Origin of the sequence: Paenibacillus sp. 32352 (assembly GCF_002042965.1) — a bacterium.
GTDB classification, from domain to species: Bacteria; Bacillota; Bacilli; order Paenibacillales; family NBRC-103111; genus Paenibacillus_S; species Paenibacillus_S vulneris.
Genome location: NZ_MZNT01000008.1, coordinates 205,766 through 225,858, shown reverse-complemented (window position 1 = coordinate 225,858; position 20,093 = coordinate 205,766). Strand labels below are relative to the sequence as shown.

The following is a 20,093-nucleotide window of genomic DNA, read 5'->3' as shown; positions in this document are numbered from 1 at the left end:
CAACACGCCCGTTTCATGAAAATTTGGAACCTGTGAACCGTTCCATCGTGACATGGCTTCCATGGCTGATGCCCTCGGGCTTCAGCACTTTTTTTATAGTCAGCAGCAATATTTTGAGATCGAGAAGGAAGCTTTGATGCTCCACATACCACAGGTCCAACTGAAACTTCTCTTCCCAGGAAATCGCATTGCGTCCATTCACCTGGGCCCATCCGGTTATTCCCGGTCTGACTTCATGTCTGCGGGCCTGTTCTTCCGTATACAATGGCAAATAGTCCATCAGCAGCGGGCGGGGGCCGACCAGACTTATGTCCCCTTTGACCACATTGACCAGCTGCAGCATCTCATCCAGACTGTACTTCCTTAAGAATTGACCGAATGGCGTCAATCTCACCGCATCGGACAACAACTTTCCCTCAGCATCCGTCGCATCCGTCATCGTCCGGAACTTATACAAGTAAAACGGCTTGCCGTGCAGCCCCGGACGCTGCTGCGCGAAGACAACGGGCGAACCCAATTTCCATCTCACCAGAACCGCTACGACTCCAATGACCGGGCTGAATACCAGCAGCAGCGAGATTGAAACCAGCAAGTCAAACGATCGTTTCATCAGTTATCATGCTCCTACCCTTTCAACTGAAATATATGGCTGGATTCGTTCCAGCCTCTATACGATATAATTCCGCTTAACAGCGATGCAGCCAATGCTTGACCATCTATGGCAACCAGCCATTGGCAGTCCTTCAACGGAGCTGATCCATGTGAGGCAATGCCGCAAATCATTTTCCCCTTACGGCGGATAAAATTTGCTCTTTGATTTCCTCGATGAATTCCTTCACACCCAAATGTTCCGCTTCATTGCCCCTATGATAAGCCCTAAGCATAATTTCCTTCATTTGCTGCTGAGTCAGTTCGGAAAGCTTCATATTACAAAACCTCTTTTACCAGATGTGCGGAAGCATCATTCCATGCGCCATGATGAAGCAGCTGCGGATCGCCGTTGGCACCGATCCCGGTCAGAACACCCTCATGTCCGGCGTAGCCGTTGGGATTGTTGATCTGCCAGCGCCATGCATCCCGGCACATGTCCTCCAGGCCCAGCTTGGCGACCCAGCCCAGCTCGCGCTCGGCCTTGCGCGGATCGGCATAGCAGAGTCCGATATCTCCGGGACGCCGTGCCGTAATCCGATAAGGAATGCTCCTGCCGGTCACCTTCTCGAAGGCGGCTACCATCTCCAACACACTGTAACCGCGGCCGGTTCCAAGATTATAGGCGTCTACACCAGTGGTCGCGTTTACTCTATCCAGCGCCTTCAAATGCCCTTGCGCCAGATCCACCGCGTGAATGTAATCTCTGACCCCTGTTCCGTCCGGCGTCGGGTAGTCGTTCCCGTAGACCTGCAGCTCTTTGAGCCTGCCTACCGCCACCTGGGTAATGTACGGCATCAGATTGTTCGGGACCCCGTTCGGGTCCTCCCCGATCCGGCCGCTTTTATGGGCTCCTACCGGATTGAAATAGCGAAGCAGCGCTATGCTCCACTTGGAATCGGAATGGTACAAGTCCCGTAAAATTTCCTCAATCATCAGCTTCGTCCGCCCGTACGGATTCGTGGCGCTAAGCGGCAGCTCCTCGGAGATCGGCACCCGCTCCTGCAATCCGTAGACGGTAGCGGAGGAGCTGAACACCAACCGCTTCACCCCGTAGCTTTCCATCACCTTGCACAGCGCCAGGGTCCCGGTGATGTTATTGTCGTAGTAACGAAGGGGCAGCCGAACCGATTCCCCGACGGCCTTAAGTCCGGCGAAGTGGATGACCGCTTCGATCTCATTTTGCGCAAATATCCGGTCCAGCCTTTCCTGATCCATCAAATCGATTTGATAAAATTTGAAATCCTTGCCGGTAATAGACCTCACCCGTTGGAGTGATTCCATATGGCTGTTCGCCAGGTTATCCACCACGATGATTTCATATCCGGCATTCAATAATTCCACACTAGTATGGCTACCGATGTAGCCGGAACCGCCTGTAATAAGTACAGCCAACTGCTCCGCCCTCCTAAAAACTGATATAATCGCTTCGATACAAAAGATTCAGGACTACGACATTTTCGTAGTAGAAATAAATGAAGTAACAGAGGATGATTGCGTAATAGATGATCCGTTGACTCTCTTTAGTAAACACCTTGACAATCCAGGACATCAGGATGACATTGTACAAGCCGAAATAGATGATAAAGCGGGCGAAGATCCAGTTCTGTGTAGCAATAATCATGAATACGAGGCCCAGCAGCGACATATTGACGACATAATCGCTTTCCGGAAATATTTGTCTCAGCTTCTCCCTTCCCATATAAGCAAGAAGAATAGGAACCCCTTGAACCGCAACCCTGAGAAGGTTGGCGCCTCCTTCATTGAAGTCCTTATAATTGCCGTATTGGGTCTCCTCAATGGCCGAGAAGATGGCATCGGATAATTGGTTGTAGCCAAGCACCATCAGGATGGCCACAGCCAGCATGGTAAAGGTCGTCGTCGTCCAAGCCTTTCTTCTAACGATGAAATAAATCGGTATCAGGATTAGCGCGCTTTGATGAATGGTGGAAGCGAATAAAATGACCAGCATATACTTCAGCCAGCTTCCGTTAAACAAATACTTGGTAGCGGCAAAGATGATCGCGCCGGCCAAAAATTGACGAATCCCATTCATCGATACGACGTACAAGCCCGAAGTGATATAAATATAGATGCTCAGTTCGAACAACCGGGAATACTTATACATCACCATGACAATAAGCGCGTTGGTTATTAAAGCCGTAATAAAAACAAGGGCCTGGGGATTCGACGTATACATTTTTAAAATCATCTGGAAAATCCCGAAGCCGATGTCCTTTTTGGAAATGACGTAATCCCATGTGTAGGGGTCGACGACATACGAATGCATGTAATAGAAGGTATCGCCAATGTTATTACGAAGACCCGAGATCATCACAAAAATGACAATGACGACAAAGGCCATCAGCTTATTCGGCTTTATGTACACCGGCCCTATAGGAGACGGCTTGGCTATTGCTCTCGAAAACAGGGAGACGGCGTAGACGGAAAATAAATTGATCCAAAGTATGGCCATGAGCTGCCTTCCCTTCGTACGGTTAGGAGGTTCTTGTTTTTCTCAATACGTAGCAATAAAGCAGGAAGCCGAACGGAATCGCCGCTAACGTCAGCAGCTTGCAGGGGGTCTCGCTAATAAACCTCCGGTTTCTGGAAAGAAAGCTGCTTGATACATAATGTATCGACTGTTTGAACTTAAAGAGCCTGCCGGCGAAAGGCAGCTTCATCAGCTCTTTGCGGTAAAAAGCGAAGCCCTGCGGGTTCCTGCGGTACTGTCTCAGCATGTTCCTCGAGGACCCGTCCGGCAAATATTCGATGCAGCAGAGCACCTCATTCATAAGCAGCATCTCATACTGCTGGTCCAGCATGTAATATTTGTAGGCAAGCCCTACGTAGTTCTCATTCTTGAACAAAGGGTACGGGTATTGCCTTGTTAATTCGGTCCGGTAGACCAGCTTCTTATCGCCGGTTACCCCGTGCTTGTTGTACAGCTCGAACAGGGAGGAGAGCCTCAGCTGCTCCGGTAACCGGGACCCGACAATCCGGCCGTCGGTATAAGCATCAAGCCCGATGATTCCGCTGACTTTATCGCTGCCGTAACGGTCCCAGAAGGTAATGATCTTCTCTACCGCATCGTCCGGCATATAATCATCCGAATCGATACACACGTTAAGCTCGGTATCAATCAGTTCATAGGCGGTGTTATGCGCCCCGTGCATGCCCTGATTTTCCTGCCAATGATACCGGATTTCGATTTCATTCTCATCTATCCAGCCCTGGACCAAATCCCGGGTCCCATCGCTGGATCCGTCGTCTATGATAAGCCATACAAAATCCTTCGACGTTTGCCGCTTCAAGCTCTCGTAGCAAACGGGAAGACAGTACGCACGGTTATAGGTGGGCGTAAACACCGTCAGTGCCTTCAATCCCATCACCTCGCTATCGAGAAGTAATATTGTTCCGCCCATCGGGCCGTCGTCCGGATATCATATCCGTGCTCCGTTAACGAATGCTGCGGGATCCGGCGGGATACAGGCTTCACCATACGGTCCCCGAGGGCTTGAACCCATGACTCCAACGGCTGGTTAAGGGACACATAGTCCACCAAGGACAACCCCATATCCACTTCCCGGGTAATCACGTCGGAGATGACGCAAGGCAGTCCAGCTCCCTGTGCCTCGACAAGCGTAACCGGCAGCCCTTCGTGCAAGGAGGGAAATACAAAGATATCGAAGCCCTGCAGCAGTCTGGCGATATCGCTCCTTACTCCAAGAAACTTTACTCTCTGCTCCAGCCCCAGCTCTTTTACTTTCTCCTCGATCCCGGTCCTTAACGGACCGTCGCCTGCCAGCACAAGAACCGAATTCGGACGCTCCTGATGGAATCGGGCGAAGATTTCAACCAGAAACGAATGATTCTTCGGTGCGGAGAAGCGGCCTACATGTCCGATAACAAAATCGTCCGCCTGGAGCCGAAGCTCCTCCCTTACTTCCGACCGAACCTCCGTAGAAAAGGCAAAGCGTTCGGACTCTATGCCGTTCTTCAGAATTGCAACCTGCCGGTCCTTATTCGGAAATAACCATGCGGCAGCCTTGCCCGAGCAGGCCAGCAGATGGGTCGCACAAGGGCGAATCAGCTGACCCGAAGCCCATTTATAGGCTCTGGCGGCAATCCCTCCCTCACTCCTTGTGCTATGGCTATGGGCGATGCGTGCCGGAATACCGGCCTTCTTCGCCGACCGGAGAACGAAGCCGCTCATCTTGTCCATGTGAGAATGGACGATTCGGTACTCGGGATGGGAGGCAAAGAATTGATCCAGCGCCTTGATGTACCCGGAGTGGCCTACCTCGGTCAAGTAAGGGATCCGATGCACCCTGCCGCCCAGAGCTTCTATTTCCGGGTCAAAGGCCCCTTCCCTGCAGGTTAGAAAATCGAACTGGACCTTCGTCCGGTCTATATTCCGGTACATATTCATGAGCAGCGTTTCGGCCCCGCCGCGATTCATATTGACGACTACGTGCAAAATTCTTAGGGGATCGCCCACAATATCTCCCCCTTTTCATTCATAAATGAAGTGTAAATCCTGCGTTTCTCATCGAGCACCCTATGGATGGAGTAGCTCGCCACAATCATTTCGCGGCCGGCTGTACCGAGCTTATGCTGCAGCGGCTTGCTCAAGGCCAAAGCCGTCATTCGTTCCGCCATGGCCCTGTAATCGTGCGGATCTACAATCCACCCGTTTACATCGTTATGTACCAGCTCTCTGTGGCCCCTATTATCCGTCGCAATGACGGGGAGTCCGCAGGCCATCGCCTCCATAATATTAACCGGCAGGCCTTCACGGGCACTTGATGCGACGGCAATATCACAGAGGGGGAGAAGCTTATCGATATCCGTCCGATATCCGAGAAAATGCACCTTGTCAGCAATCCCGAGACGAGTCGCCAGCTCCCGGCACGTTTCCTTCAAAGCGCCTTCGCCTGCCAGCAGCAGCCGTGTTCCGGGGGCTTGCTCCTGAATCAAGGCCAGCGCCTGAATAAGATACTGCTGATTCTTGTTCTTATTGAATTCAGCTGCGTAAAACATCAGCGTGTCTTCCGGTTCATACCCCATAGCCCTTCGAGCATCGTGCTTGACGGGTTCGGCCAAAGGCTGGAAACGCTCGGTATTGACCCCCACCCCATGGACGTGATCAATCCGGTTGGCCTTAAACCGATGACTCGTCGCCAATCGGTAATCCTCTTCATTAATGGTGATCAAGCAGTCCGTGTAATGGGATAACCATTTCTCAATCGGGTAATACAGCAGCCAATGAAGCAGCGGCCCCCCCTTGCAAAAGTGAAAGCCGTGTGCCGTATACAGCACCTTCGTTCCCTGCTTGCGCACCCTCCGGGCCGCCAGCCGGGCAAGAACGCCTCCCATTGGGGTGTGACAGTGGATGATATCGTATTGGTGCTCCTCAATAATCGTTCTCAATTGATGAAAGACCTTCCGGTTGCCCGCCTTAAAGGGGGAGCGTTCGAAAGGGATATCGAACTTTTCATCTACATATGGCAGCTCCAGCTGACCGTTGGCAGCGACATGGACCTCCCAGCCCTGTTCCTTGAACCAGCTCATATAAGGCAAATGAAAAGCCTTAAAGTGATAGTCCACCGTGGCGCAAAATAACACTTTTCGGGTCATGTCGGTCACCTATTTAATCAGCTCTTTCTCCAGCACGCGGGACAAATAGTTTAGCAGATCATAGCGCAAATCATCCCGCTGGAGCGCAAATTCAATGGTCGTTTGGATAAAGCCCATTTTTTCCCCTACATCATGCCTTGTTCCGTGGAACTCGTAAGCATAAACCGCTTCCTGCCGGTTCAGCTCCGCAATGCCGTCCGTAAGCTGAATCTCCGATCCGGCTCCCGGTTCCTGACTGCTTAAAATATCGAAGATGCGCGGGCTTAATATATACCGCCCCATAATGGCCAGGTTCGACGGTGCGAATTCCTTCTTCGGCTTCTCGACCAGATGCTTCACTTTATAAAAGCGTTCATCCATCTGATTGCCGTCAACAATGCCGTAACGGGATACCTCGTCATCGGATACATGCTTGACCCCTATGATTGAGGCCCGGTAATGATCGTAGAGCTCCATCATTTGCTTCAGGCAAGGCTTATCCGCACGGACAATATCGTCCCCGAGCAGAACTGCGAACGGTTCGTCGCCAACAAACTTGCGGGCGCACCATATCGCATGCCCCAAGCCTTTCGGCTCCTTCTGGCGAATATAGTGGATGTCGACGTTCGCCGACTTCTGCACTTCGTTCAGCAGGTCGAACTTTTGCTTCTCCAGCAGGTTCTGCTCCAGCTCAAAGGAGCTGTCGAAATGATCCTCAATCGCCCGTTTGCCTTTGCCGGTTACGATAATGATGTCCTCTATGCCGGACTCTATGGCTTCTTCCACAATGTATTGAATCGTCGGTTTATCTACTATCGGCAGCATTTCCTTGGGCATTGCCTTGGTTGCCGGGAGAAACCGGGTGCCGAGGCCAGCCGCCGGAATAATAGCTTTTCTTACCTTCATCCGTTTATCCGCTCCTTCTTAACCTATCGAAATTAATTTCTTGGCAGGTGCCGGCATCACTCTGCCGTTAGCCAGATTCAGCAGCTGCTCCCGGAGCGCAGTTCCCTCCAGCGTCGTATAGCTTGCAATGACCTTCCGTATTTCTTCTATGTACAAATCCGATGTTTTGCCGATATAAATTTTGGGGTAGACCTGCCGCTCCTCGACCTCGTTAGCCTGCAGCAGCTCCTCGAACAGCTTCTCGCCGGGTCTTATTCCTGTAAAGACGATTTCGATGTCGTCGGTGGAATGACCTGAGAGCTTGATCAAATTTCTCGCCAGATCGACGATCTTAACCGGCTCCCCCATATCGAGAACGAAGATTTCGCCTCCCTTGGCCAACGCCCCCGCTTGAATAACCAGACGGGAAGCCTCCGGTATGGTCATAAAGTATCGGATCATATCGGGATGGGTTACCGATACCGGCCCGCCCTTTTCAATCTGCTGCTTAAACCGCGGAATGACGCTGCCACGGCTGCCCAGCACATTGCCGAACCGAACGGCGACGAACTTGGTCTCGCTGCTCATATCCATGTGCTGGATGATCATTTCCGCCAGCCGCTTCGTAGCTCCCATGACGCTGGTAGGATTCACGGCCTTATCCGTTGAAATCATGACAAACGTACCGACACCGAATTTGCTGGCCGCTTTGGCTACGTTTAATGTCCCGATGACGTTGTTTTTGACCGCTTCCTCCGGATTCCGTTCCATTAACGGCACATGTTTATGGGCAGCGGCATGATAGACCACCTGGGGTCGGTATTTGTTCATAATGCTCATCATTTTGACGGCATCCTGAATATCCGCTATTTCCGTCACGAACTTAATGTCTGTGTTGCCGCACAGATCGCGAAGCTCCATCTCGATCGAGTAAATACTGTTCTCTCCATGGCCCAGAAGAATCAATTGGCTTGGATGAAAGCGGGTGATTTGACGGCAAATTTCCGATCCGATCGAACCGCCTGCCCCCGTGACCAGCACCCTCTTCTGGGTAACGTATCCCGAGATGCTGTCGATATCGAGCTCAATCGGTTCCCTGCCGAGCAGATCCTCGACCTGAACATCGCGGAACTGGCTTACCGATAATTTACCGGTTACGATATCCTCAAGCATCGGCAGGATTTGCGTCTTGGCCGACGTCTTCGCACATTCCCTGAAGATGTTGTTAAGCCCCTTTTTGCCAAGGGAAGGGATGGCGATGACAATGTTGTCGATATGAAGCTCTTCCACCGCTTTTTCGATTTGGTCGATGCCCCCGACAACGGGAATGCCCAGAATGTCCAAATGCTGAAGGTTCGGATTGTCGTCGATGAAGGCTACCGGCAAAAGCTCCACGTCGTGATTTTTAACCAGCTGTCTGGCAACCATCACGCCTGCCGATCCAGCCCCGATGATGAGCGTACGCTTCTTGTTCACATCGTTTTTAATATAAATGCCCCGGATCAGCCGCCAGCAAAAACGCGAGCCTCCGATTAATAAGATGTGAACCATCCACGTGACCGCAAGCAGCCGGACATAAATATCCTGCACGATCATCTCCTGGATGAAGGCTGTGGTAATAATTGATAATGTCACCGCCTTGACGATACATACCAATTCCCCGACGCTCGCATACTCCCAGGCTTTTTTATACATTTTATAAATCATGGAAAACACATGATGACTGAGCAGAAGTGTGATAGAACTGACGACCAGCGGAAGCGTAATGACATGAAGGTCGGCTTCCAGCAAAAAACGGCTGAAGAATATAGCCGTCAATACGATGGCCGAATCAACCATAATTAATAACGACAGCCTTTGATGGTATGACAACAACTTCACCCTCCCAATAAAGTACTTAAGTATAAGGTCCTTGAAGAAAGACCTTATATTTAAACCCTCTAATGTCGGATTGGAACGTGCGCCGCGTTCGATAACATCGAGGGATTCCGTCCCGCAAAGAGATTGTTCTTTATAAAGAACATCACTTCAAAAAAAAAGAATTTCTCATGAAATATGACACTGCTAAGTCTTCATGCTGTATATTTTGTCGAAATGATTATAGTTCTTATGAAGCAGGTAAAAAGGAGGAGAATTTTATGAATTGCAATCATTTCGTTCTTGAACAAGAATAATTTTGTTTTTAAATTCTTTATAAAGAACAAGTGAGGCAAAAAAAAGGAGCGAACTTTTTCCACTAAGTTAGTGCTCAGTACCTTCATTCTAGTTCTTTATAAAGAATTTGTCAATACAATTTGCGCCATTTTCCCCAATCTGTCACAGGCATCATTCGCTAGCTTTCGGAGGGCAGACTCGGGCTTGGAGTACGCTTGACCTTCCCTAGAACCTTGCCTAGCAGTTGCCGGACAATACCCAGTACGTATTTCATTTCCTCCGTTTTGTAAAAGAACGCAGCGTACACCATATTGGGCACGATCATGCAAATGATCATCTTGATGATCAGCATCCCTACCGTATCCGCAGCGAACCAATGGCATAACCAGCTCGTAAGCAGGCAGGTCCCCAGCGCTATGGCCGCATAATAAGCGTAAGTCGCGTAGTAGTGGGTTAAAGGCCTTTGAAACACCTTCTTATAAACAAGATACGGCGTCGTCCAGAATGGTACGAGCAGGGCGCTGATTAACGCTCCGATGAATACCCCGGACAATCCGATGGCTTGAACCAGCCATATGGAGATGCCCAAATTGATCGCTGCCTGGCATAGGGGAGCATAGCGGTCCTCGTGGAAAATCCCGGCTGTCGTTTTTACCGTGCTGATCGAGTTTCTCATGCCTCTTTCGTAAAAGGTCACCATGAGTACAATTAGGACCATTTTCTCCATAATAAACTGCTTGCCAATCCACAAGGTGATGAACGGCTCAATAATGACGTACATGAAGATGGCGCAAAATGAATACAGCCAGAAATTCATCAGCATGGTGACTTTATATACGCTGTAGATCTTTTCCTTGCTTTCCTTGGCCACCAGATTGCCGACACTATGGTAGATATTGTTGAATACCTGGTTAATGAACGTGCGGCATATTTCTATCAGCATATTATAGTTGGAGTACAGCCCTACGGCGGCAATGCTGACAAAGGTCGAGATCATAATATTGCTTGTTCCGAAAATGAAATAGGTCCCTACGTTTTGGAGTATGATGGCCTTCACATTCTTGATAATACCGCTCTTCGTGGCGGCATCCAGCTTGGCTGTCACCTTTTCCTTCAGGAAAGGATACATCCGGTTAACGATCACGAACAGGAGCAGTGAATTGATGAGTATGATCAGGCAATCAATAATAAGGTAATAAACGTAATTTTGCGTCCAATACAGAATTCCGATTTTGAGTAAGGTGGATGCGATGGACAGACCCGAGAATATGGCCGTTGTAATGTAGCTTTTTTGGTACACGTTCAATAAATTGGTTTTGTAGGAGAAGAAGTACGGTATGACAGTGTTGGCCAGGAACAAAAGGTAGATGATCTGTATATTTTGAAGGCTGTGGTCTTTGATGAAATAAGGCAGAAACGGCATGATGGCGAGACCAAGCAGCAGAACAACGAAGGCTATTATGGTATATGCCCTTTTGTATAATTTCATGAGCACATTAATTTTCTCATAATCGTTTTCCGCGACAGGCTTGTAAAGACTGTAAATGATGCTCGACCCTATCCCTGCCTCAGCCAGGGAAAGCATGGCCAGCACATTCGTAAACAAGCCGTTCAGCCCTAAATATTCGACGCCGAGAGTTTGGATAAATACGGTTCTTGAGAAGAAGCTCAAGAACGTAATGATGAGCTGATTTCCTATGCCGACCGATATATTAATGATAGAATTATTCACTCTCATAAGGATCTCCGCATTCCTGACTCTAATTTATTCATCATAGCCGAAGTCATGGTCAAGCTCTCTTTTGATTTGCTCAATCTGTTCCTGGGTCTTATACGGCCAATACGTATCATATACCGGCTTAACCTTCAGCAGCTCCCTGTGCTTTTCCAAATAATCGGAGGTTTTGCCGATAACCCTTGCCGGATTGCCCGCTACAATGCTGTTGTCCGGTATGGATTTGGTTACGATGGAGCCCGCCGCCACGATAACATCATTGCCGATGGTAACGTTGCACAGAATGACACTGTTATACCCGATAAAGACCCTGTCTCCGATCTTGACCTTGCCTATCTTGGATTTCCCGAAATAATATTTGGTACTGGCATCATGGGCCAGAATGGTGCTGTTGGTTATCGTTACATCGTCGCCGATCTCAACAAGCCAGCAATGGCCGTAATCGATAACGCTGTTAAAAAAATTAAAATTTTTCCCGTAGGTTAAACCTCTCTCCTTCAGCCGCTGCAGCTCTGTCTTGGGATTCAGCTTATTTTGTATCCTCGCTTTCAACGAAGATAGGATCCTTGCAATCATTGGGCCACCCGCTTACTCTAATAATTTATACGACAAACCCGATCTCCTGAATAAGCTCCTCGTACATCTTGAGCCTATCCTCCGGGGATATGTTCCCGCCTAGCGTGAAGCGTTCCCCATAGGTTTTCCTGCTCTTCATCAGCGCGTTTGTCTTCTCGATATATTCCTCCACGGTCAATAGGACCTTCGCCGGATTGCCCGCGACGACAACCCCCTCGGGCACCGACTTGGTCACGATGCTGCCAGCGGCTACGATGGAATTTTTGCCGACGGTCACACCGGGCATAATCAAGGCTCTGGCGCCTATGAACACATTGTCCTCAATGGTGACGCTGCCCACCTTCGTATATTGGCTGAGCTGCTTGGTGCTGGCGTCGTGGGCGAGCAAATAGGCTTGCGGCGCTATCGTGACATTGTTGCCGATCTTGATCAGCCAGCAGTGGGAATAATCGAAGACGACCCCGGGCTGAATGGAACAGTTATCGCCTATTCTTAAGCCCATCTTGATATAGTCCTCGAGCCACAGCTCCTCCAATATATATTTCCTCGCCCTGGCTCTAATGAAATGAATGCATTTTTTGATCATTGGCTCACCCAACCCTGGAATAAGAATGGGAATTCATCATTCGGATACAAAAGCCCTGCGTGAACGGAAGCACGTTAAACAGCATCGAGTACACTCCGATATCCTTGGTGTCCCCTTGAGAGAAATCGACCGCTCCGTTCCTGCGGGTAGCCTGCATTAAATAACGAACGGCCTTATCGGCGCTATCCTTGCACAGCTCGGAAATCTCTTCAATTTGCGAAGCCTGCAGCATAAACCAGCCCAACGTGGCTGTGGTGGATGAATCGGGCCTGCATTCCTTGCGGGTAACCGTCCAGCTCCAGTTGCCGGAAGACTGCTGAAACGAGCTGGCCGCTCTCGCAAACCGTTTCACGCTCTCCTCCAGCACGGACTTATAGGGGTGCCCCTCCGGAAGCTCCGTCCATGCATCAATAAGCCCGATGGCAAACCATCCTAAGCCTCTTCCCCAGCCATACAGCCCGAGCGGAACTTTATTCTCCACTTGATACGCATGACTCGGAATATAATGGGGATCCAGCATACCATTCTCTTCATAGGCCTGAATCTGCCTGACCGCCAAATCTACGCATTCCTGCTTTCCGTACCGGACCCCGTATGCGACGAGGAAGGGACAAATGAATCCGATCGTATCCACATACCGGTAATTTTGCATAAACTTCCGGTAAGCTACTGTTCCATCCTGCCCTATGTGATCCTGAATCATTTCCCAAACGGCATCGAACGCGGCTTTGTAACGGTCTGTATCCACACCGTCAAGCTTCATGACCGCATAGGCTAATATGGCGGCATCCACCTGCTTGGGCTGCTCCACCCATTGTCCCTGACTGTCAAACTTGGAATTCAGAAACTTCGTCATTTCCTGTCTGACCTGAAGGTCGTCGTTACGCTTCAAATACTCGGCCAAGCCCATAACCAGCGCAGCTTCCTGCCAATGCTGGATCGCGCTCTTCGTGTAATTTCCTCTCAGCATATCAATCGCAACGAATCTCGTATTATCCGTCACCTTGATTTTGGGGGTATGGTTCAGCCAGCGGGTTCCTATCGTTGTTATAGACTTGTTCCATAGCTGCTTATCCTGGTAACGCCCGATATGAATCCGGCTAAGCCAATCCCGGCATATAGGGATCACGTCTATCAAAATGACGATCGCTATGAGACCTAACAACAGTACGCCTATCGTTTGAAACAGCATGAAATCGGTCCTTTCCTGTTACGCGAATAATTCATATAATTTACGAATTTCTGCTTCGGTGCCGAGCTTCTCCTTCGACAGGTTCAGCGACAATCGGCTTCTTAGAACCTCATCGTCGATTAAGGTCCGGATGGCGGCAGCGATGGAGGAAGGGGTCATCTCGGCGATCAAGCCGTTTGCCTTGTGGCGAATCTGATCCTTGGCCGTGCTGAAGTTGGTAACCACGATAGGCTTATTCAATATTTTCGCTTCATCCACCGCAATGGACTTCCCTTCGAACCGGGACGGCTGCACATAAATATCCGCTTCTTTGATGAACGGATACGGGTTCTCCTGCAATCCCATCAGGATAAACACGTCCTGCAGGCCGTTCGCTGCAATCATCTGCTCCAATCTGCCCCGCTCCTCACCCTCGCCGATGATATACCATTTAACCGGGTAGCCTCCCTGCACCAGCTCTTTGCACGCCTCAATAGCCATCTCAAAGCCCTTCTGATGATTCAGCCTCCCTACAGAAACCAGCTTGATATGCTGCTCACTCCAGCCGGACGGCTTCAAGGAGAGCTTATGGATTGCGGATGGAGATACGATATTATGCATCACATGGATCTTGCGCTCATACAGCGGAAATCGCTGCTTCAACACCCTGCCGCACTCATCGGAGACCGTAACCAGATGATCCAGCTTCTCAAAGTACGCCGCATCCAGATCGGGATCCATCCCCAACTTGTCGTAATCGTTGTGGATGAATCCGATTTTTTTATGGGCCCTTACCTTGTCGATGCAAAAATAAATCGGATTTTTTTCCAGATACCCTACAGCAATATCATAGGTCTGATCTATACTCGTCAACGACTTCGATATAAATTTCCACACTCTCTGCTCACATCGAACCCTGTTCTTTTCACTTTTGAAAATCATGCCGGCGAGCCCTCTCCACAGGGCGATATGCCATTGCCCCTTCTGCATGCAATCCATGATCGCAGCTCTAACCGACATATCGAAATATTGAAATTGCGGCGGCTCCTCCAGCAGCCGGACGGCTTGCGGGATTTGGCTCATGAACAATCCGTCATGCTGAAACAAAAATAAATCGACTTCATAGGCTGAATAATCTATCGTTTCCAATAACGAGATCAATGCCTTTTCGGCCCCGCCGCACCGCATATTGTTCATGACAAACAAAACCTTTTTCTTCAAAGCAACGACCACCCGCGTTATAAAATTTCGTACAGCTTCCGAATTTCGCCTTCCGTGCCCAGCTTCTCGGAGGCCAGATTTCCGGCCAGCCTCTGCTGCAAAGCCTTATCCTCCAGCAATTGCTCGATCCCTGCGCCGATCGCCTCCGCCGACATATCTACGATAAAGCCGTTGACTCCATGCCGGATTTGATCCTTCGCGGTTTCAAAGCTTGTTACCACGATAGGCTTATGAAGAATTTTGGCCTCGTCGATCGCTATCGATTTGCCCTCATAGCGGGAGGGCTGAACATAGAGGTCCGCCTTATTCATATAGGGATACGGATTTTCCTTAACACCCAGCAGCTGGAGATGGGAGCCTAGCTGGTACTTCTCAATCAAAGCCTTCAAGCTTTCCCTGTCCTGCCCGTCCCCCAGCACGTACCACCGGATCGGGTGCCCTTTGTCTACCAACAGCCTGCAAGCCTCAATGGCCATATCGATTCCTTTTTCATGGCTCAGCCTCGCCAGCGTCACGATATTCGTATAGCCGGGGTCGAATACGGTGCCGTCCTCGATCTCCTTTTGGGCTAACTGATGGATCGTTCTGGGCGATACAATGTTATAGATTACCTTGATTTTTTGATCTAAGTGGCGGAAATAATCGTGCAGCGATCGGGCGCATTCCTCGGACACCGTAACCAGATGGTCCAATTGGTCGAAGTAGGGATGATCATAATGATGGCTCATGCCCGAATTCGCATAGTTCGTATGGATCCAGCCGATTTTTTTGACGGCCTTAACCTTGTCGACTACAAAGTAGATGGAGGACTTCTCCAGGTATCCTATGGCTGCATCGTATACCTTATCCAGGGTGTCGAGAGCTTTTCTGTGATACTTCCAGGTATACTGCTCGGAATAGGCGTTGTTTTTGATTGCCCGGTTCATCACGGTGAACATCAATCTGGAATAGGCCAAGGTCACCTGACCTTTAGCCAGAAATTCCCGGACTGATTTCTTCAAGCCCTTGGTATAGATGTTGTAGGTATACGGGAAGCTCACAATATTGACTTCTCTCGGCAATAAGTTCATGAATACTCCGGTCTGGCTGAACAGAAACAGGTCTACATTATAGGACTTGTAGTCAATTTGGGATAACAGATTCACCAGACTTTTCTCACCGCCGCCGGCTGTCAGGCTTGGCATCACAAAAAGCAAGTTTTTTTTCATCCTGCCGCCCTCTTTTTTATTGAACTAGCTTATCCAGATACTCGACGGCCTTATAGGACATGTCCTTAATGCGGGGGATCGAAGCCTGAAGCTGCCGCTTAATCGGCTCCTCCTCCTTAACCATCTCGTCGAACTTGGCCTTCAGCATAAAACTGTTCGAGATTTGATCAATGCTCAGCACCAGCTTCTCCTCCCCGAAGATATCCTTCGAAATGCCTTTGGACTTGACGCTGTACCCGAGCACCATCGTTGGAACGTAATTGGAGTAAGCCGCAATAGTGGCATGAGTTCTTGCCCCGATAAAAAATCTCATTCTGGCTATGTAGCCCTTATATTGGATTGCCGTCAGATTACTTGGCAGCAGGAGCACCCGTCCGGTGCTCTTGAATTCTTCTTCATACTGCTGAAGAACCTCGTAATCATTGTTTCCGCCTTCCATAACATGGGGAGTCAACGCAATCGTCATGTCGGTCGTATCCAGAATATGCTGGATAAGCTCCCTGACCGCCGTCCGGGACTCCTTATTTTTCTTCCATACCAGCGGACTGAAGTTCAGCCCTACCGTGTTGCCCTCCTGCCATCCGGCCGGCAGCTCCAGCTCTTCCTTCTCCATAGTAAATGCGGCATCGGCGCACAGCTTGACATTGGTCAGCCCTCGGGCTGCAAGCATGTCATAAGTCAAGGTTTCGCGGGCCAGAATCAGATCGAACAGCCGAAGATCCTGCAGCTTTCTATCGGACATATCCTCTTCGCCTATGGAGCAGCCCCATAGCACAAGCTTCTTGCCGTTGGCTTTGACCCTCCGGTTAATTTCGTACCACCCCGGCTGCTCGCCGTAGCAGTAGTTATCCCCGCCGATCGATAAGCAGACATCCATATATGGAATATGCTTCACAATATTCTGATGAATTTTACCCAGCGCATAGGTTTCATCCTTAAAGAGCTTCATCCTGGCTGCCGAGAGGAACCAATCGTAGGAATACCTTTTGATTCCGCGGGCGGACCCGTCGTAAATGCCGTCCAGCTTCGAAATGATCTTATCGGTCTCCGGTTTCCCGGATGCAAGATATACTTTGGCTCCCTGGATTTTTTCCTTAATGATCTGGGTGGACGAGCGTACGATCGCCTCACATCCTCTGTTTAGACTCCCGTCATGTGCAAACATCATAATTTTCATTGTCCTGGCTCCTCCTATAGTTCCTGGCGGTGTTCCCGCTAAGCTTTGTTCCTTAACCGGCTGTATGTGGCGGCGGCAAATAATCCGAGCGTGAACCTTTTGTTGATCATATCGGCAATAAATTTCTCATAGGTTCCCAACGACGGGTACATCTCGCTATAAAAATAGGGCAAGGCTTCCCTCACGTACGGGTCACTGATCATGTTCCTTACGTACTTGAACCGTTCCCCAAGGCTAATCCCTGTGGAGGATTTAAAGTACACGTAAATATAGGACATAACGCTGTTGATGAGCTTGACGGATCTCAGCTGCTGAATCCTCATCTTATCCATCGTTGTCAAATACATATCCGGAATGTCGAGGGTGTACACCTCCAGCGCCCGCTTGAAATAGTCTTTCTCCAAGATGTTCCGCGTAGCGCTGCCTATGACCTCGCGATAATGGTAGCCGGTGTAATCGATATAGCGAATGCGATCCGCATGCCTGAAAAATTGCATATTAAACAGTCCGTCTTCCCCAAGCGCCACCTTATCGGGAAATTTCACCTGATAGTCCCGGATCTGCTTATGCTTATACAATTTGCTGCAGACCGTGTTCAATTGATCCGATTTGAGAAAATAAGTTAAAACCTCTTGCTCGATATAATCCTTTTTCAAAACGGTACCGTGCGGAAACGGATAGGTTGTAATTACTTTATGGCCTTCAATCTCGCTTTCAAAATTGGAGATCACCACGTCATAATCGCCCTGCACGGCCGTGCTGTAGAGCACCTCGTACATATCCTTATCCACGTAATCGTCGGCATCGACAAAGCCTACGAAGGCTCCGGTCGCTGCCTGAAGCCCTGCATTCCTCGCTGCGCTTACCCCCTGATTCGACTGTTGGATCAGCTTGATTCTAGAGTCCTTCTCCCGGTATTCCTCAATGACCTGCCCGCTTTGGTCCTTGGAGCCGTCATTGACAAAGATGAATTCACATTCCCGAAGCGTCTGATTCAGCAAGGATTCGATGCAAGAAGCCACATACTTCTCCGCGTTATATACCGGCACAATCACACTTACCTTGATACTCATGTCCCCAATCACTCCGCCACTGAAAATCTCTCTACATCCTGCATTTCCTATACAATCAGCCTGTACAGCTTATTCAGCTCATCTGCATTGCCATAATCCCTGCTCCTGGTGTTGGCCGCTAGCCGCTCTCTCAGCTCCTGCTTCTTATACAGCCTCTCAATCCCCTCGGCTATGCCTTCCACATTCAAATCGCATATCATGCCGTCGATTCCGTCCTCAACCTGGCTCTTGGCCGTAGGATAGTTGGTGATCAAGATCGGCTTGCCCAGTATTTGGGCCTCCGTTACCGTGACGGCTTTCCCTTCATACCGGGACGGCTGCACATAGAGGTCAGCTGCCTGCATATACGGATAAGGATTCGTCTTCTTGCCTAACAAAACAAACCGGTTCTGGAGCCCAGATTCAGCAATCAGCTGACGGACCATAGCCTCATCGCCGCCGTAGCCGACAACATACCAGGCGATATCCTCATAGCCTCTGTCCTTAAGAAGCTTCAGGGCTCTAACGGCATTATCGATTCCTTTGGCATGAGACAAACGGGCTACGGAAATGATCGTAAATCGGCTGTCGTTCTTGATCGGATCCGCCGTGTCCTGATTAGCCATCGTTCTTATGAATTCCGGAGACGTAATGTTCTCGATAACAACGACCTTGGATTCTAACGAGGGATATTTCCCAAGAAATGACGTCCTGCAGGCATCCGATACGGCGATAATGCGGTCAAACCGGTTCCACATCCTTAGATCCAGCGATATGTCTGTATCGACATTGGAATAGTCGGTATGAATCCAGGCTATTTTGGTTCGGGCTTCGATTTTGTCCGCAACGAAATAATGAGGCCATAAGTAGCTGATAGCCACATCATAGGTTTTCTCCACCTTTGGTAAAAAAGGCAGTGCATACTTCCACATCAGCTGCATTTGATAATAGCCCGGTTCCGAGATTTTGCGCATTTTTCCCAGCAGCTCCGCATTGACCTTCGATGCGATTCTCGATAATCCGATCCGGTAATGCCGCTCCTTTAACGTTTCGGCGATCGACTTGCGGAACGTCGTGTACTCCGGAACCTCTTCCAGCAGCCGTGCCTTTGGGGACAACAAGCTCATAAAATCCCCCTTGTGGCGGTAGAGCATCAGATCCACGGCATACCGTTCGTAATCGAAATGCTCCAGCATACTGGCCAGGCTTCGCTCCACTCCCCCGACCTCCATGTCGTAGGAAGCAATTAATAGGCTTTTCATCTATACCTCCTAAGTTCTCGAAACCAGCTTTCTCAGTCTTGCGATATTGTCCCCGCCAATCCACTGAGCTGCTATCGTTTTCACTTTGCTCTTCAGCCTTGCTTTGGGAGAGAGCCAGCTTTTATGGAAATGGTGCATGGCGTAGGTATGCTCCGTCATGAACTTCCGGCAGTTGATATAATCGTAGGGAGAAAAATACGTCTGCGGATAGAAGACACCTATGCCCTCCAATTCCTGATATTGGCCGTTTTGCTGCAGCCCAAGCTCCACCAGCATTCGGGTCACGATGGCCACATTGGTCAGATCGTCGAAGGTTCCGTCCTCCCTAATGAAGCTCTTGCTCTCGTAAGATTCCAGAAACCGCTGAATCAGCTTATTGCCTTTGGCTGCGCCGATCGTGCTTGTCGCTATGTAATTCTCCTGCTCGAAGCCCCAGAAAGAGGCATGATGCAGCAGGTCATCAAAGGATTTGAAGACCTCGACGTCCGTATCCATATAGATGCCGCCATAGTGATACAAAGCATGGACCCGGACATAGTCGCTGACAAAAGCGAATTTTCCCGCTTCATAGGCTTGTCGAATATAGGTGTTGCTCTTAATGTCGAAGCTGTCTTCATTCCATTCAAAGATTTCGTATCCCTGCAGATGCAGCTCCCAGCTTTGAATACAGCGTTTTACGATATCGGGCTTCTCTTTGCCCCCAAACCAGCAGTAATGAATGACTCTGGGAATTTGGCGGACTTGGTGGTTCACATTCACTTCGTGTGCCTCCTTATGTCAGAAGAATAATTCTCTATAA

General features: G+C 49.6%; 18 protein-coding genes and 1 pseudogene. All 19 read right to left on the bottom strand.

The window, feature by feature from the left end; genetic code table 11:
• Positions 1–13: 13 nt before the first annotated feature.
• The 19 genes and pseudogenes from B1728_RS19805 to B1728_RS19720 all read right to left on the bottom strand — a co-directional run bounded on the left by B1728_RS19805 (position 14) and on the right by B1728_RS19720 (position 20,053).
• Positions 14–610, bottom strand: a complete 597-nt coding sequence (locus tag B1728_RS19805) for a sugar transferase (protein WP_079912123.1) — start codon at positions 608–610, stop codon at positions 14–16.
• A 169-nt stretch (positions 611–779) separates the two neighbouring features.
• On the bottom strand, positions 780–926 hold the full coding sequence (locus tag B1728_RS36340; RefSeq protein ID WP_179136099.1) for a YwzD family small protein: 147 nt from the start codon (positions 924–926) through the stop codon (positions 780–782).
• A gap of 100 nt (positions 927–1,026) precedes the next feature.
• Positions 1,027–2,043 (bottom strand): annotated as a pseudogene (galE, locus tag B1728_RS19800) (UDP-glucose 4-epimerase GalE); the annotation flags it as partial.
• 13 nt (positions 2,044–2,056) lie between these two features.
• Positions 2,057–3,124 carry an EpsG family protein gene (locus B1728_RS19795; protein WP_079912121.1) on the bottom strand — a complete coding sequence of 356 codons (1,068 nt, stop codon included), beginning with the start codon at positions 3,122–3,124 and terminating at the stop codon, positions 2,057–2,059.
• Positions 3,125–3,146: 22 nt separating this feature from the next.
• A complete protein-coding gene (locus tag B1728_RS19790) occupies positions 3,147–4,031 on the bottom strand; it encodes a glycosyltransferase family 2 protein (protein WP_079912277.1) in 885 nt (294 codons plus the stop codon).
• 5 nt (positions 4,032–4,036) lie between these two features.
• Positions 4,037–5,149 (bottom strand): glycosyltransferase family 1 protein, encoded by a 1,113-nt coding sequence (locus B1728_RS19785; protein WP_079912120.1) that lies wholly within the window; start codon positions 5,147–5,149, stop codon positions 4,037–4,039.
• Positions 5,134–6,288: a glycosyltransferase family 4 protein gene (locus B1728_RS19780; protein ID WP_079912119.1), complete on the bottom strand. Its 1,155-nt coding sequence runs from the start codon at positions 6,286–6,288 to the stop codon at positions 5,134–5,136. Before B1728_RS19780 ends, B1728_RS19785 begins: the two co-directional genes overlap by 16 nt.
• Before the next feature lie 9 nt (positions 6,289–6,297).
• On the bottom strand, positions 6,298–7,173 hold the full coding sequence (galU, locus tag B1728_RS19775; protein ID WP_079912118.1) for a UTP--glucose-1-phosphate uridylyltransferase GalU: 876 nt from the start codon (positions 7,171–7,173) through the stop codon (positions 6,298–6,300).
• Between the two features lie 18 nt (positions 7,174–7,191).
• The gene (locus tag B1728_RS19770; RefSeq protein WP_079912117.1) at positions 7,192–9,024 is read right to left on the bottom strand and encodes a polysaccharide biosynthesis protein; all 1,833 of its coding nucleotides are present in this window, start codon (positions 9,022–9,024) and stop codon (positions 7,192–7,194) included.
• A 460-nt stretch (positions 9,025–9,484) separates the two neighbouring features.
• Positions 9,485–11,044 (bottom strand): lipopolysaccharide biosynthesis protein, encoded by a 1,560-nt coding sequence (locus B1728_RS19765; protein WP_079912116.1) that lies wholly within the window; start codon positions 11,042–11,044, stop codon positions 9,485–9,487.
• Between the two features lie 27 nt (positions 11,045–11,071).
• Positions 11,072–11,593 carry an acyltransferase gene (locus B1728_RS19760; RefSeq protein ID WP_225948355.1) on the bottom strand — a complete coding sequence of 174 codons (522 nt, stop codon included), beginning with the start codon at positions 11,591–11,593 and terminating at the stop codon, positions 11,072–11,074.
• Positions 11,594–11,642: 49 nt separating this feature from the next.
• Positions 11,643–12,203 carry an acyltransferase gene (locus tag B1728_RS19755; RefSeq protein WP_079912114.1) on the bottom strand — a complete coding sequence of 187 codons (561 nt, stop codon included), beginning with the start codon at positions 12,201–12,203 and terminating at the stop codon, positions 11,643–11,645.
• Between the two features lie 4 nt (positions 12,204–12,207).
• A complete protein-coding gene (locus tag B1728_RS19750; RefSeq protein ID WP_079912113.1) occupies positions 12,208–13,395 on the bottom strand; it encodes a glycoside hydrolase family 88 protein in 1,188 nt (395 codons plus the stop codon).
• An 18-nt stretch (positions 13,396–13,413) separates the two neighbouring features.
• A complete protein-coding gene (locus tag B1728_RS19745; RefSeq protein ID WP_079912112.1) occupies positions 13,414–14,595 on the bottom strand; it encodes a glycosyltransferase in 1,182 nt (393 codons plus the stop codon).
• 17 nt (positions 14,596–14,612) lie between these two features.
• Positions 14,613–15,803: a glycosyltransferase gene (locus tag B1728_RS19740; RefSeq protein WP_079912111.1), complete on the bottom strand. Its 1,191-nt coding sequence runs from the start codon at positions 15,801–15,803 to the stop codon at positions 14,613–14,615.
• A 16-nt stretch (positions 15,804–15,819) separates the two neighbouring features.
• On the bottom strand, positions 15,820–16,980 hold the full coding sequence (locus B1728_RS19735) for a polysaccharide pyruvyl transferase family protein (RefSeq protein WP_079912110.1): 1,161 nt from the start codon (positions 16,978–16,980) through the stop codon (positions 15,820–15,822).
• Between the two features lie 38 nt (positions 16,981–17,018).
• On the bottom strand, positions 17,019–18,053 hold the full coding sequence (locus B1728_RS19730) for a glycosyltransferase (protein ID WP_079912109.1): 1,035 nt from the start codon (positions 18,051–18,053) through the stop codon (positions 17,019–17,021).
• Positions 18,054–18,100: 47 nt separating this feature from the next.
• Positions 18,101–19,294 carry a glycosyltransferase gene (locus B1728_RS19725; RefSeq protein ID WP_079912108.1) on the bottom strand — a complete coding sequence of 398 codons (1,194 nt, stop codon included), beginning with the start codon at positions 19,292–19,294 and terminating at the stop codon, positions 18,101–18,103.
• A 9-nt stretch (positions 19,295–19,303) separates the two neighbouring features.
• Positions 19,304–20,053, bottom strand: a complete 750-nt coding sequence (locus tag B1728_RS19720; protein WP_483310988.1) for a glycosyltransferase family 32 protein — start codon at positions 20,051–20,053, stop codon at positions 19,304–19,306.
• Positions 20,054–20,093 lie beyond the last annotated feature (40 nt).

Excerpts from the sequence above, each read along its gene's own strand:
- B1728_RS19805 (WP_079912123.1), bottom strand. The coding sequence starts at position 610 with ATGAAACGATCGTTTGACTTGCTGGTTTCAATCTCGCTGCTGCTGGTA.
- B1728_RS36340 (WP_179136099.1), bottom strand. The coding sequence starts at position 926 with ATGAAGCTTTCCGAACTGACTCAGCAGCAAATGAAGGAAATTATGCTT.
- B1728_RS19795 (WP_079912121.1), bottom strand. The coding sequence starts at position 3,124 with ATGGCCATACTTTGGATCAATTTATTTTCCGTCTACGCCGTCTCCCTG.
- B1728_RS19780 (WP_079912119.1), bottom strand. The coding sequence starts at position 6,288 with ATGACCCGAAAAGTGTTATTTTGCGCCACGGTGGACTATCACTTTAAG.
- galU (WP_079912118.1), bottom strand. The coding sequence starts at position 7,173 with ATGAAGGTAAGAAAAGCTATTATTCCGGCGGCTGGCCTCGGCACCCGG.
- B1728_RS19765 (WP_079912116.1), bottom strand. The coding sequence starts at position 11,044 with ATGAGAGTGAATAATTCTATCATTAATATATCGGTCGGCATAGGAAAT.
- B1728_RS19755 (WP_079912114.1), bottom strand. The coding sequence starts at position 12,203 with ATGATCAAAAAATGCATTCATTTCATTAGAGCCAGGGCGAGGAAATAT.
- B1728_RS19750 (WP_079912113.1), bottom strand. The coding sequence starts at position 13,395 with ATGCTGTTTCAAACGATAGGCGTACTGTTGTTAGGTCTCATAGCGATC.
- B1728_RS19740 (WP_079912111.1), bottom strand. The coding sequence starts at position 15,803 with ATGAAAAAAAACTTGCTTTTTGTGATGCCAAGCCTGACAGCCGGCGGC.
- B1728_RS19735 (WP_079912110.1), bottom strand. The coding sequence starts at position 16,980 with ATGAAAATTATGATGTTTGCACATGACGGGAGTCTAAACAGAGGATGT.
- B1728_RS19730 (WP_079912109.1), bottom strand. The coding sequence starts at position 18,053 with ATGAGTATCAAGGTAAGTGTGATTGTGCCGGTATATAACGCGGAGAAG.
- B1728_RS19725 (WP_079912108.1), bottom strand. The coding sequence starts at position 19,294 with ATGAAAAGCCTATTAATTGCTTCCTACGACATGGAGGTCGGGGGAGTG.